The 12,569-nt window shown below is 65.8% G+C and carries 13 protein-coding genes; 11 read left to right on the forward strand and 2 right to left on the reverse strand.

Annotated elements, in window-relative coordinates; genetic code table 11:
• The first annotated feature begins 22 nt into the window (after window positions 1–22).
• From serS to surE, 3 genes are all read left to right on the forward strand, one after another.
• A complete protein-coding gene (serS, locus tag CIT37_RS19935; protein ID WP_028145378.1) occupies window positions 23–1,354 on the forward strand; it encodes a serine--tRNA ligase in 1,332 nt (443 codons plus the stop codon).
• Window positions 1,355–1,448: 94 nt separating this feature from the next.
• A complete protein-coding gene (locus CIT37_RS19940; protein ID WP_028145377.1) occupies window positions 1,449–1,811 on the forward strand; it encodes a hypothetical protein in 363 nt (120 codons plus the stop codon).
• A 97-nt stretch (window positions 1,812–1,908) separates the two neighbouring features.
• Entirely contained in the window at window positions 1,909–2,676 is a 768-nt protein-coding gene (gene surE, locus CIT37_RS19945) for a 5'/3'-nucleotidase SurE (protein ID WP_018317879.1), read from the forward strand.
• Window positions 2,677–2,779: 103 nt separating this feature from the next.
• Here the strand turns inward: surE and CIT37_RS19950 are convergent, their stop codons facing one another.
• A complete protein-coding gene (locus tag CIT37_RS19950; protein ID WP_008547195.1) occupies window positions 2,780–3,151 on the reverse strand; it encodes a response regulator in 372 nt (123 codons plus the stop codon).
• A gap of 228 nt (window positions 3,152–3,379) precedes the next feature.
• On the opposite strand from CIT37_RS19950, the gene CIT37_RS19955 reads away from it, so the two are divergent.
• Entirely contained in the window at window positions 3,380–4,030 is a 651-nt protein-coding gene (locus CIT37_RS19955) for a protein-L-isoaspartate(D-aspartate) O-methyltransferase (protein WP_028144473.1), read from the forward strand.
• A 109-nt stretch (window positions 4,031–4,139) separates the two neighbouring features.
• Window positions 4,140–5,540 carry a LysM peptidoglycan-binding domain-containing M23 family metallopeptidase gene (locus CIT37_RS19960; RefSeq protein ID WP_095424108.1) on the forward strand — a complete coding sequence of 467 codons (1,401 nt, stop codon included), beginning with the start codon at window positions 4,140–4,142 and terminating at the stop codon, window positions 5,538–5,540.
• 174 nt (window positions 5,541–5,714) lie between these two features.
• On the opposite strand, the gene CIT37_RS19965 is transcribed toward CIT37_RS19960, so the two are convergent.
• A complete protein-coding gene (locus CIT37_RS19965; protein ID WP_095424109.1) occupies window positions 5,715–6,707 on the reverse strand; it encodes an ATP-binding protein in 993 nt (330 codons plus the stop codon).
• A gap of 182 nt (window positions 6,708–6,889) precedes the next feature.
• Between CIT37_RS19965 and yajC the strand changes: the two genes are divergently transcribed.
• From yajC to CIT37_RS19995, 6 genes are read left to right on the forward strand one after another with little or no spacing between them, the layout of a single operon-like run.
• On the forward strand, window positions 6,890–7,264 hold the full coding sequence (yajC, locus tag CIT37_RS19970; RefSeq protein ID WP_014495068.1) for a preprotein translocase subunit YajC: 375 nt from the start codon (window positions 6,890–6,892) through the stop codon (window positions 7,262–7,264).
• Window positions 7,265–7,311: 47 nt separating this feature from the next.
• Window positions 7,312–8,916: a protein translocase subunit SecD gene (secD, locus tag CIT37_RS19975; protein WP_028144476.1), complete on the forward strand. Its 1,605-nt coding sequence runs from the start codon at window positions 7,312–7,314 to the stop codon at window positions 8,914–8,916.
• 10 nt (window positions 8,917–8,926) lie between these two features.
• Complete coding sequence (gene secF / locus CIT37_RS19980) at window positions 8,927–9,946, forward strand: protein translocase subunit SecF (protein ID WP_028144477.1); 1,020 nt, start codon at window positions 8,927–8,929, stop codon at window positions 9,944–9,946.
• A gap of 60 nt (window positions 9,947–10,006) precedes the next feature.
• Window positions 10,007–10,390, forward strand: a complete 384-nt coding sequence (locus CIT37_RS19985) for an Mth938-like domain-containing protein (protein WP_028144478.1) — start codon at window positions 10,007–10,009, stop codon at window positions 10,388–10,390.
• A gap of 7 nt (window positions 10,391–10,397) precedes the next feature.
• On the forward strand, window positions 10,398–11,261 hold the full coding sequence (locus CIT37_RS19990; RefSeq protein ID WP_038973367.1) for a phytoene/squalene synthase family protein: 864 nt from the start codon (window positions 10,398–10,400) through the stop codon (window positions 11,259–11,261).
• A gap of 45 nt (window positions 11,262–11,306) precedes the next feature.
• On the forward strand, window positions 11,307–12,551 hold the full coding sequence (locus CIT37_RS19995; protein WP_038973368.1) for a threonine ammonia-lyase: 1,245 nt from the start codon (window positions 11,307–11,309) through the stop codon (window positions 12,549–12,551).
• The last annotated feature ends 18 nt before the right edge of the window (window positions 12,552–12,569 follow it).

A 12,569-nucleotide genomic window follows, 5' to 3' on the forward strand; every position in this document is an offset into this window, starting at 1 on the left:
CGGCCATGACGGGAAGACAGCCATGCACGACATCAAATCGATCCGCGACAATCCGCAAGCCTTCGACGCCGGCCTCGCCCGGCGCGGCCTGAAGCCGTTGTCGGCCTCGCTGCTCGCGATCGACGAGACGCGGCGCGCGGCGATCCTGGCCTCCGAGCAGGCGCAGGCTCGGCGCAACGCGGCCTCCAAGGAAATCGGCGATGCCAAGAAGGCGAAGGACGAGGCGCGCGCGGCCAAGCTGATGGCCGAGGTCGCCGAGCTCAAGACCACGATGCCGCAGCTCGAGGCCGCCGCGAAAGCCGCCGATGAGGAGCTGACCAAAGAGCTGTCCGCGATCCCGAACATTCCGTTCGACGACGTGCCCGATGGTGTCGACGAGCACGGCAACGTGCAGCACCACGTGTTCGGCAACAAGCGCAACTACGGCTTTGCGCCGAAGCTGCATGACGATCTCGGTACCGCGCTCGGTGACATGGATTTCGAGGCGGCGGCAAAGCTCTCCGGCGCCCGTTTCGTCGTGCTGAAGAAGGGACTGGCGCGGCTCGAACGCGCGCTCGGCCAGTTCATGCTGAATCTGCATGTCGACGAGCACGGCTATACCGAGATCAATCCGCCGCTGCTGGTGCGCAACGAGATCATGTTCGGCACCGGACAATTGCCGAAGTTCGAGGATGATCAGTTCTGGGCGATCAAGGGCGAGCTCCTTGCCTCGCCCGACCAGGAGCGGCTGAGGACAGAGCGCCTCGGCCTCATTCCGACCGCTGAGGTGTCGCTGACCAACCTCGCGCGCGAATCCATCCTCGACGAGAAGCAGTTGCCGATGCGGCTCACCGCGCTGACGCCGTGCTTTCGTGCCGAGGCCGGCGCGGCCGGACGTGACACGCGCGGCATGATCCGCCAGCACCAGTTCACCAAGGTCGAGCTGGTCTCGATTACGACGCCGGAGGTGAGCAAGGACGAGCTGGAGCGCATGCTGTCCTGCGCCGAGCAGGTGCTGCAGCGGCTCGGGCTGCATTATCGCGTGATGACGCTTTGCGCAGGAGACATGGGTTTCTCGTCGCAAAAAACCTATGACATCGAGGTCTGGATGCCGGGGCAGGGCGAGGGCGGGGCATTCCGCGAGATCTCGAGCTGCTCGGTCTGCGGCGACTTCCAGGCACGACGCATGGATGCGCGCTCGCGCGGTCCCGACGGCAAGCCGCGTTTCGTCCACACGCTGAACGGCTCCGGCACCGCGCTCGGCCGCGCGCTGATCGCCGTGATGGAGACCTATCAGCAGGAGGACGGCTCGATCGCGGTCCCCGACGTGCTTCAGCCCTATATGGGCGGCGTGAAGGTGATCGGGCGCGAGTAGGGCGTGTTACCTGCCTGAAACGCAGAAACGTTTGGTTGCGAAGATCGGGCGGCCGGCTATCCTGCCGGCCACCCGCAACGCGAACCCTCCGTTCATGGCCTTGCACCGCGACATCTTCTGGGTCGGCCGACAATGGGCGGTGACGGGGGCCGGGATCCAGGCCGTCGATCAGCGCCTGCGCGGCGTGCTGGACATCGAGATCGCCCGGCTCTGGGACGACGATCTCGTGCAGAGCCGGCGGGCCAAGCCCGGTGTGAACGCTGCCGACTTCGACAACGCGCTGACGGTGGCGCGCGAACGCTTTCCGCGAGAGCCGGAGCCGGATGCGTTCGTTGCGCAATTGGAGGCGCTCGGCGTGATCGAGGCTGCCGTCGTCAGTCCGGCGGTGCCTGCGATGAGTCTGCGTGCTGAGGGGCGGCTGGCGCGCTTCCTTCCACAATGGCGCATCCGCCGCTAACGGGTTCAGGCAGGAACCCCTGATCAGCCGGTTTGCCTGATCGGCCGGAGCCGGATAAGACGGCTTGGACCCCGCTTTTTTGGAATCGAACCTCCGCATGCGCATTCTCTGCACCAATGACGACGGCATTCACGCCCCCGGCCTCAAGGTGGTCGAGGAAATCGCGCGCGCGCTGTCCGACGACGTCTGGGTGGTGGCGCCCGAGCTCGACCAGTCCGGCGTGTCGCACTCGCTGTCGCTGAACGATCCCTTGCGCTTGCGCGAAGTCGGGCCGCGGCACTTTGCCGTGCGCGGCACGCCGACCGACTGCGTCATCATGGGCGCGCGCCATATCCTCGGTGCCAAGCTGCCTGACGTCGTGCTGTCCGGGGTCAACAAGGGCCGCAACGTCGCCGAGGACGTGGTCTATTCCGGCACCATCGCCGGCGCGCTGGAAGGCACCATCCTGGGGTTGCCGTCATTCGCGCTGTCGCAGGAGTTCAGCGTCGAGACCCGCGAGCGCCCGCCATGGGACACCGCGCGCAAGTTCGGGCCCGACATCCTGCGCAAGGTGATTGCCGCGGGCATTCCGAAGGACACGGTCATCAACGTCAATTTCCCGTCCTGCGCGCCGGAGGATGTGCTGGGCATCCGCGTCACGCGCCAGGGCAAGCGCAATCTCGGTTTCCTCAGGATCGACGAGCGCCAGGACGGCCGCGGCAATCCCTATTTCTGGATCGGATTCGAGCGCGCCGCGATGATGGATACGCCGGCCGACGGCACTGATCTGGCGGCGCTTCGCGAGCGCTATGTCTCGGTCACCCCGCTCAGGCTCGACCGCACCAACGAAGCGTTTTCGGAAGAGCTCAGCGCGACGCTGAAGTAACGCTAAAGCGCGATGCGATCAGGATGAATCGTCATCGCGCTTTAGGTTGTCGTTTAAGCATGATCTTTTCGGAAAACCGCTGCGCACTTTTCCGGATCATGCTTTAGCCACCGCGAAGCGCGGCTTCGATGGTCTTGCCGAGCGCGTCGAGCTGGAACGGTTTCTGGAGCGCCGGCCGGTCGCGGTACTGCTCGGGCAGGCCGGAGGAGCCGTAGCCGGTGGCGAAGATGAACGGGCAGCCTTTCGCCTTGATCACGTCGGCGACCGGCGAGATCACCTTGCCGTTGACGTTGACGTCGAGAATGGCGATGTCGAACTCGGTCGCCTGGGCGAGCCGCATGGCCTCGGTGATGTCGCCCGCCTCAGCTGCGACCTTGTAGCCAAGCTCTTCGAGCATGTCCGCGACCATCATCCTGATCATCACCTCGTCCTCGACGAGGAATACAGAGCGGCCGGAAAGCCCTGTCGCGGTCATAGTTGAGTCCCTTGCCCATTGCCAAAAACGTTCGCAGATAACACGAATTGACGCAATGCGCGTTTCGACGAACGGATACCTGAAAATGGTCATCGCGGCTCGCCCATGGCAAGCCAATTTGTGGTCAAATGCTCCAGGCGAAGGTTATCATGGGTTCCTGAGCAGGAACACGATTCCTGCGCCCGGGCTTAACGTCCACCGGACCCGGCACGACAGCACAAGCAGGCAATGACCCCCGATCAGCATCCGCCGGAAAAGATGATGTTTCAGCTCTCGCTGAGGCGTCGGGGCATCAGCGATCAGGCGGTGCTGCGAACCATGGAGGAGGTGCCGCGCGAGCTTTTCGTCGACGAGGCCGATCGCGAGGGCGCTTATCGTGACAGCGCGCTGCCGATCGCCTGCGGGCAGACCATCAGCCAGCCCTTCGTCGTGGCCTACATGACCGAGCAGCTCCAGCTTCAGAAGCGGCACCGCGTGCTCGAGATCGGGGCAGGTTCCGGCTATCAGGCCGCCGTGCTGTCGCGGCTCGCCGGCCAGGTCCTGACCGTCGAACGCTATCGCAAGCTTGCCGATACGGCGCGCGCTCGGCTCGAAAAGCTCGACTGTCACAATGTCGAGGTGATGCTCGGCGACGGGCTCAATCTGGCGCCCAATATCGGCCCGTTCGACCGCATCATCGTCACCGCCGCAGTGGAGCGGCTTCCGGACAATTTGGTCGAGCGGCTCGAGGTCGGCGGAATCCTGATCGCGCCGGTCGGCCCGCATCAGGGCGTGCAGACGCTGGTCCGCCTGACCCGCACCGAAGCCGGGATCGAGCGCAAGGAACTCGTCGAGGTCCGCTTCGTGCCGGCACTGCCCGGGGTGGCGCGGGAGCTGTAGATTTCCGGATCGGCTGCGCGGCCAACATCTTATTGGGAGGGTTAAGCCGTTATTTACTCGGCGCGTGTTTACTTAAAACACCAGTTCTGTTGCGTACGAGTGAGTAACCATGTCCGTCGTCGCCGAGTTGCTTTACTCGCGCCGCGTACCGCAGGTCGCGGTGCTGGCGCTGATCTCCTTCAGCTTCGCAGGGTGCAGCGCCGACATGTCGTCGCGGCTGTCCCAGTCGAACTTCTCCAACCCCTTCTCCTCTGACCAGACCGGTTCGGTGCAGCAGGCCCCGCCGCCGCAGCAGCGCGAGCTGCCGCAATATTCGCGGCCGCAGACGCAGCCGGGCTATTATCAGTCGCAGCCCTTGCCGCCGCCGGCGGTGGCCGCACCGCAATCCTATCCCGTCACGGGTGGTGGTGGCGTGTCCGGAGGCGGGCGCGGCGTCAGCTCCTACGCGCCCCCGGCGCAGCCGCATCTGGAAACCACGGCCACCGTGCCGCCGCGTTCCGTTGCCGCGGCTCAGCCGGCCGGAGGGACCAAGATCATCGTCGGCACCAGCGATACGCTCGACGTGCTCGCCAAGCGTTATCGTGTCACGCCGCAGGCGATCCTCGCGGCCAACGGCTACAAGGGGCCGCGTTCGCTCTCGCCCGGCCAGCAGCTGATCATCCCGCATCCGGCCACCGCCGCTGCACCCGCGCCCGCGTTGGCTCCCGTCGCGGCGGCTCCCGCGATGGCGCCTGCAGCCAAGCCGGTTGCGGCGTTGGCTGCGCCGCCGAGCACCCACTTCGTCAATCACGGCGACACGCTCGCCAGCATTGCCCGCAAGAACCATATATCGTCGGCTGAGCTCGCCCGTGCCAACGGCCTCGATCCGTCGGCCAGGCTCAAGCTCGGCACCAGGTTGACCGTGCCCGGTCCCAAGACCGCTGTCCTCGCGGCGCCGGTTGCGGCGGCTCCCGTGGGGGCTGCTCCGGTTGTCGGGACGCTCCAGCCGGTTGCTGCCGCTCCTGCGCCCGCCACCAAGATGGCGGCTGTCGCCGCACCGGTGCAGAGTGCTCGGCTGGCCCAGGCCACGACCAATGTCGAAGAGAAGCCCGCCGAGGCTCCGGCGAAAGCTGCGGAGACCACCAGCGCGCTGCCGACCTTCCGCTGGCCGGTGCGCGGCAAGGTGGTCACCACCTACGGCGCCAAGACCAACGGCAAGTCCAATGACGGCATCAATCTCGCGGTGCCCGAGGGGACGCCGGTCAAGGCGGCCGAAGACGGCGTCGTCGCCTATTCCGGCAATGAGCTGAAAGGTTACGGCAATCTGGTCCTGGTTCGGCACTCCAACGGCTACGTCACCGCATATGCCCATGCGAGTGAGCTGATGGTGAAGCGCGGCGATACCATCAAGCGCGGTCAGGTCATTGCCAAGTCGGGTCAATCCGGGGAGGTGGCGTCGCCGCAGCTCCACTTCGAGATCCGCAAGGGATCGAGCCCGGTTGACCCGCTTCAATTCCTGAACGGGGCGTAAGGCCTAAATTGCCTCCGCATTGAAGCTGTCGTCGCCCGGCCTGGCCGGGCGACCCAGTATTCCAGAGACAGTCATTGTTGAGCCGAAAAGCCGCGGCGTACTGGATTCCCCGCTCCAGTGCGTAATTGCGCACAAGGCGGGGAATGACAGTTGTGGGCGGGGCTATAGCTAGCCTTACTTCGCCGTCAGCTTCACGCCGAGCCGGCCCGCCAGCTCCTGCACGAACTGCCAGGCGACGCGGCCCGAGCGGGAGCCGCGGGTGGTCGACCATTCCAGCGCCTCGCGCTCCAGCGCCTCATCGTCGACCTCAATGCCGAAATGGCTGCAATAGCCGCGCACCATGGCGAGGTATTCGTCCTGGCTGCAGCGGTGGAAGCCGAGCCACAGGCCGAAGCGATCTGACAGCGAGACCTTCTCTTCGACGGCTTCGCCGGGATTGATCGCGGTCGAGCGCTCGTTCTCGATCATGTCGCGCGCCAGCAGATGGCGGCGGTTGGAGGTGGCGTAGAGGATGACATTCTCGGGCCGGCCCTCGATGCCGCCTTCGAGCACGGCCTTCAGCGATTTGTAGGACGCGTCATTGCCGTCGAAGGAGAGGTCGTCGATGAACACGATGAAGTGGAAGCTGGCGTCCCGGAGCTTCTCCATCAGCGTCGGCAGCGTTTCGATGTCCTCGCGGTGGATCTCGATCAGCTTCACCCTGTCCGCCGGCTTGCGCTCCGCGTTGATGCTGGCGTGCGCCGCCTTCACCAGCGACGACTTGCCCATACCGCGCGCGCCCCAGAGCAGGGCATTGTTGGCGGGCAGGCCATTGGCGAAGCGCTCGGTGTTCTCCATCAGGATGTCGCGCATCCGGTCGACGCCCTTGAGCAGGAACAGCTCGACGCGGCTGACCCGCGGCACGGCTGCGAGGCGGCCGTCGGGGTGCCAGACATAGGCATCCGTCTGCTTGAACGACTCGCGTTCGAGGGCCGGCTTGCCCTGGGCGGACAGGTGCGCCGCAATTGTCTCCAGCGCGCGGACGATGCGCTCCTGGGAGAGGTCTGGGGCTGCCTTGACGGCCCCCTTGGTCGTCCCCTTGGGGCGTTTTGCCGCGACGGGGGCGGGCTTGCGGGCAGGGGTGCGGGGGCCTTTGCCGGCCGGGCTTTTGCTAAGGTTTTTGGGCATGTCCGAAGTTCCTGAGAACGCAGCCTTATCGGGCCTGACGGCGCGCCGCAAGGTGGGTCAAAAGGGCAGTCTGGCAGCGTTGCAATTGGGGCAATGGCCGCTATAGTCCGCGCGAATTTGACCGAACCGGTCGCCTTTGAGGGCCTGACCGGCTTTCCCCCGTTCTCACGAGGATCGTCCGAATGCTGATTACCCCTGCGTATGCCCAGGCCGCGGGCGCCGGCGACACCAACAGCATGTTGATGTCGCTGCTGCCGTTCGCCCTGATCTTCGTGATCATGTACTTCCTGATTCTGCGTCCGCAGCAGAAGAAGGTCCGTGATCATGCCGACCTCGTGAAGAATATCCGCCGCGGCGACACCGTCGTGACCTCGGGCGGCCTCGTCGGCAAGGTCACCAAGGTCGTCGACGACGACCAGATCGAGTTCGAGATTTCCGACGGCGTCCGCGTGCGGCAGATGCGCCAGATGATCTCGGGCGTGCGCGCCAAGGGCGAGCCGGCGAAGGAATCCAAGGATAGCAAGGAAGCCGCCAAGGACGACGCCGCCTCGAAGTGAGCGCGTCCGCGGGCATCTCAAGTCTCCTGATCTGACAGGTCCAGTCGATGTTGTATTTCACGCGGTGGAAGGCGCTCGGGATCATCCTGACGGCGCTGATCGTGTGCCTCTGCGCGGTCCCGAACTTCTTCCCCGAGGCCCAGGTCAAGACCTGGCCCGCCTGGGCGCAGCGCCGGCTCGTGCTCGGCCTTGACCTCCAGGGTGGCTCCTACCTGCTGCTCGAGGTCGATTCCAACTACGTGAAGAAGGAACGGCTCGACCAGGTCCGTGACGACGTTCGCCGCACGCTGCGCGATGCCAAGATCGGCTTCACCGGCGGCGTCACCGTGCGCAACGACGCGGTCGAGGTTCGCATCACCAAGGAATCCGACGCTCAGGCGGCGCTCGCCAAGCTGCGCGAGCTGTCTCAGCCGCTGGGCGGCCTGATGGGATCCAGCGGTCAGCGCGACCTTGAGGTGACCGATGCCGGCGGCGGGGTGATCCGCCTGAGCGTCCCGCAGGCCGCGATGCTCGATCGCCTGCGCAAGACCATCGAGCAGTCGATCCAGATCGTCGAACGCCGCGTCAACGAGCTCGGCACCGTCGAGCCCGTGATCCAGCGCCAGGGCAATGACCGCATCCTGGTGCAGGTCCCCGGACTTCAGGACCCGACCCGCCTGAAGGAACTGCTGGGCAAGACTGCGAAGATGGAATTCCGCATGGTCGACACCTCCGTGCCGCCGGATCAGGCGCAAGCGGGCAGGTTGCCGCCGGAATCCGAACTCCTGATGAGCGCATCGCCGCCGCCCACGCCCTATGTGGTCAAGAAGCAGGTGCTGGTCGCCGGTGGCGATCTGACCGACGCCCAGGCGAGCTTCGACCAGCGCACGGGCGAGCCGGTCGTCAGCTTCAAGTTCAACACCTCGGGTGCGCGCAAGTTCTCGCAGGCCACGCAGGAGAACGTGGGCCTGCCGTTCGCGATCGTTCTGGATAACAAGGTGATCTCGGCGCCCGTCATCCGCGAGCCCATCACCGGCGGCCAGGGCCAGATCTCCGGCAGCTTCACCGTGCAATCGGCCAACGATCTGGCGATCCTGCTGCGCGCCGGCGCATTGCCGGCGCCGCTGACGGTGGTCGAGGAGCGCACCGTCGGTCCGGGCCTCGGCCAGGACTCGATCGAGAAGGGCGAACTCGCGGCCTATGTCGGCTCCATCCTCGTCATCATCTTCATGCTGCTGACCTACCGGCTGTTCGGGGTGTTCGCGAACATCGCGGTGGCCATCAACGTCGCCATGATCTTCGGCCTGCTGTCGCTGCTCAACGCCACGCTGACGCTGCCCGGCATTGCCGGCATCGTGCTCACCGTCGGCATCGCCGTGGACTCCAACGTGCTGATCTACGAGCGCATCCGCGAAGAGCTGCGCGGCGGTCGCAACGCGATCTCGGCGATCGACGCCGGCTTCAAGCGGGCGCTCGCGACCATCCTCGATTCCAACATCACAACCTTCATTGCCGCCGCGGTGCTGTTCTACATCGGCACCGGCCCGGTGCGCGGCTTCGCCGTGACGCTCGGCATCGGCATCATCACCACGGTGTTCACCGCCTTCACGCTGACGCGGCTGATCGTCGCCTGGTGGGTGCGGTGGAAGCGGCCGCAGAGCGTGCCGATCTAGGAGCCTGATCGTGACTCACACCGTTCTCATCGGGCTCGGCGTCCTCATTGCCGTCCTCACCGTGGTTGCCGCGCTCGGCCTGCTGCCGTCGCTGCGTATCGTCCCTGACGAAACGCATTTCGATTTCACGCGCTTCCGCCGCATCAGCTTCCCGATCTCGGCGGCGCTGTCGATCGTCGCGATCACGTTGTTCTTCACCCATGGCCTGAATTTCGGCATCGACTTCCGCGGCGGCACGCTGCTGGAGGTCAGGGCGAAGTCGGGCGCCGCCGACATCGCCGCGATGCGCACGACGCTGGATGGATTGCGTCTCGGCGAAGTGCAGTTGCAGCAGTTCGGCGATGCCGCGAACGTCCTGATCCGCGTCGCGGAGCAGCCGGGCGGCGATGCCGCGCAGCAGGAGGCGGTGCAGAAGGTTCGTTCCGCGCTCGGCGATTCCGTCGAGTATCGCCGCGTCGAAGTGGTCGGCCCGCGCGTCTCCGGCGAGCTGCTGGCCTTCGGCATGCTCGGTCTGATGCTCGCGATCGTCTCGATCCTGATCTATCTCTGGTTCCGGTTCGAATGGCAGTTCGCGTTAGGGGCCATGATCGCCAACGTGCACGACATCGTGCTCACGATCGGCTTCATGTCGATCAGCCAGGTCGATTTCGACCTGACCAGTATCGCCGCGCTGCTGACCATTCTCGGCTATTCGCTCAACGACACCGTCGTCATCTACGACCGAATCCGCGAAATGCTGCGGCGCTACAAGAAGATGCCAATGCCGCAGCTGCTCAACGAGTCCATCAACTCGACGCTGTCGCGCTCGATCATCACCCACTTCACGGTGACGCTGGCGCTGCTGGCGCTGCTCCTGTTCGGCGGGCACGCGATCCACAGCTTCACCGCGGTGATGATGTTCGGCGTGGTGCTGGTCGGCACCTACACCTCGATCTTCATCGCGGCGCCGATCCTGATCTATCTCGGCGTCGGCGAGCATCGCGAGGATGCGCCCGATACGGCACCACCGGCGAAGAAAAGCAAGGCATGATCCGAACCGCATGCCCTCGCAGGCGTTTGCGAGGGCAGTAAGCCCATTCGGACGAAGCTCATGGCCGGCGATCCCAATGCACCGCATTTCCCGCGCTCGGCGCCGATCGAGGCCTATGGCAAGGGCGGCTTCGCCTTCGCCGGCATGTCGCATCGGGGCTCGCTGCTGTGCTTGCCCGACGCGATCTGGGCCTGGGACGTGACGGATCCCCAGAAGATCGACCGCTATTCGCTGGACCGGGTCTTCACGGCCGCCAACAGCATCGACACGCTCCTGATCGGCACCGGAACCGGGGTCTGGCTGCCGCCGCCGGCGCTGCGGCAGGCGCTCAAGGCGGTGAGGGTGGTGCTGGATACGATGCAGACCGGCCCTGCGGTGCGCACCTACAACATCATGATCGGCGAACGGCGGCGGGTTGCCGCTGCACTGATCGCGGTGCCATGAACAGCACATGAGCAGCGCCGCGCCGCCGCCCGATTCCGTCACCTTCTGCGCCGATCTCGTGCGCAGCCATGACTTTCCGCGCTACGTCGCGACGCTGTTCGCGCCCGCCGCCGAGCGCCGCGCGCTGCTGGCGCTCTATGCCTTCAATGTCGAGATCGTCCGCGTCCGCGATCAGGTGAGCCAGCCCTTGCCCGGCGAAATCCGCTTTCAATGGTGGACCGACATGCTCTCCGGCCACGTCCATGGCAGCGCCGAGGGCAATCCGGTGGCGGCGGAACTGCTGCGAGCGATCCGCGATTTCGACCTGCCGGTCGAGCCGCTGTCGCTGCTCGTCGACGAGCACCAGTTCGACCTCTACAACGACCCGATGCCGACCATGGCGGCGCTGGAAGGCTATCTGGCCGCGACCTCATCGGCGCTGTTCGCTCTGGCGGCGCAGATCCTGGCGCCGCCCTCGGACGCCACCGTGCATCTCGCCCGTCATGCCGGGCTGGCGCAGGGCATCGTCCAGGTCATTGCAAACCTGCCGCGCGATGCCGCGCACCGTCAGCTGTTCCTGCCGCAGCAGCTGCTGGCGAGCCTCGGTTGCAACATGGAAGATGTGTTCGCCGGCAAGGAGACGCCGAATTTGCGTTCCGTGCTGGAGCAGCTCGCGGGCGAAGCGAGGCAGCATCTGGCTACGGCCCTGTCGTTGCTGCCGGAGGTGCCGGCAGCGGCGCGGGCAGCATTTTTGCCGATTGGACAGGTGCGGGCCGACCTCAAGCTGCTGTCGCAACCCGGGCGCAATCCCTTCACGCCGAGGCCATCGTCCCGGCTGCGCACGCTGTGGACGCTGTGGCGGGCTTCGCGGTCGCGCGAGTTTACCAAATAGCGGCTGGCTTATCGCCTGAGCCGGCCAAATGCCCTATGCTGTCCTATGGCTGACTTGTCCCCAATCCCACCCTTTGATCTCAGCGGTCTGCCGGTCGCCCCAAGCGACATTGCTGCCGCAGCCGAGACGATCAGGGGCGCCGTCGTCGAGACGCCCTGCAGCTACAGCCGCACGCTGAGCAGCATCTGCGGCTGCGAGATCTGGCTCAAATTCGAGAACCTCCAGTTCACCTCCTCGTTCAAGGAGCGGGGCGCGCTCAACCGCCTCACCGCGCTAACGCCGGAGGAGCGCGCGCGGGGCGTGATCGCGATGTCGGCCGGTAACCACGCGCAGGGCGTCGCCTATCACGCCAAGCGGCTCGGCATTCCCGCCACCATCGTCATGCCGGTTGGCACGCCCATGGTGAAGGTTGAGAACACCAGGCATCACGGCGCTGAAGTGGTCGTCACAGGCGCGACGCTGGAGGAGGCGGCCGCGTTCGCGCGAAGCCACGGCGAAGCCAAAAGCATGATCTTCGTCCACCCCTACGACGATCCGCTGGTGATCGCGGGGCAGGGCACGGTCGGGCTGGAGATGATGAGGGCCGTGCCGGAGCTCGACACGCTGGTCGTGCCGATCGGCGGCGGCGGCCTGATCAGCGGCATCGGCATCGCGGCGAAATCGATCAAGCCGTCGCTGCGAATTCTGGGCGTCGAGGCCTGGCTCTATCCCTCGATGTACAACGCCATCCATGACGGCAATCTGCCGGCGCGGGGCGACACGCTCGCCGAAGGCATCGCGGTGAAATCGCCCGGCAAGATCACGACCGAAATCGTCCGACGCCTCGTCGACGACATTGCGCTTGTCAACGAGGCCGAGCTTGAGCGCGCGGTCGCAACCCTGATCTCGATCGAGAAGACGGTCGTCGAGGGCGCCGGCGCCGCCGGCCTTGCCGCTCTGATGTCCGATCCGTCACGCTTTGCCGGCCAGAAAGTCGGTCTCGTCCTCAGCGGCGGCAATATCGACACGCGGCTGATCGCATCCGTCCTCACGCGCGAGCTGGCGCGCGAGGGGCGGCTGACCCAGCTCTCACTCGACATTCCAGACAGACCCGGGCAATTGGCCGCCGTCGCGGCCCTTTTGGCCGAGGCCGGCGCCAACATCATCGAGGTTTCGCACCAGCGGACCTTCTCCGACCTGCCGGCCAAGGCCACGCTCCTGCAACTCGTCATCGAGACCCGCGACAGCGCCCATCTCGACGAGGTGATGGCGAAGCTCAGTGCGTCCGGGCTGAGCGCGCGCTGCACCTAGGGCACGTTGAGACGCCAG

It is taken from the genome of Bradyrhizobium ottawaense, from assembly GCF_002278135.3.
Lineage (GTDB): Bacteria > Pseudomonadota > Alphaproteobacteria > Rhizobiales > Xanthobacteraceae > Bradyrhizobium > Bradyrhizobium ottawaense.

Coding starts and splice junctions, on each gene's coding strand:
- CIT37_RS19995 (WP_038973368.1), top strand. CDS start 11,307: ATGGCTGACTTGTCCCCAATCCCACCCTTTGATCTCAGCGGTCTGCCG.
- CIT37_RS19940 (WP_028145377.1), top strand. CDS start 1,449: ATGGCCTTGCACCGCGACATCTTCTGGGTCGGCCGACAATGGGCGGTG.
- yajC (WP_014495068.1), top strand. CDS start 6,890: ATGCTGATTACCCCTGCGTATGCCCAGGCCGCGGGCGCCGGCGACACC.
- CIT37_RS19985 (WP_028144478.1), top strand. CDS start 10,007: ATGGCCGGCGATCCCAATGCACCGCATTTCCCGCGCTCGGCGCCGATC.
- surE (WP_018317879.1), top strand. CDS start 1,909: ATGCGCATTCTCTGCACCAATGACGACGGCATTCACGCCCCCGGCCTC.
- CIT37_RS19965 (WP_095424109.1), bottom strand. CDS start 6,707: ATGCCCAAAAACCTTAGCAAAAGCCCGGCCGGCAAAGGCCCCCGCACC.
- CIT37_RS19950 (WP_008547195.1), bottom strand. CDS start 3,151: ATGACCGCGACAGGGCTTTCCGGCCGCTCTGTATTCCTCGTCGAGGAC.
- serS (WP_028145378.1), top strand. CDS start 23: ATGCACGACATCAAATCGATCCGCGACAATCCGCAAGCCTTCGACGCC.
- CIT37_RS19990 (WP_038973367.1), top strand. CDS start 10,398: ATGAGCAGCGCCGCGCCGCCGCCCGATTCCGTCACCTTCTGCGCCGAT.
- CIT37_RS19960 (WP_095424108.1), top strand. CDS start 4,140: ATGTCCGTCGTCGCCGAGTTGCTTTACTCGCGCCGCGTACCGCAGGTC.
- CIT37_RS19955 (WP_028144473.1), top strand. CDS start 3,380: ATGACCCCCGATCAGCATCCGCCGGAAAAGATGATGTTTCAGCTCTCG.
- secD (WP_028144476.1), top strand. CDS start 7,312: ATGTTGTATTTCACGCGGTGGAAGGCGCTCGGGATCATCCTGACGGCG.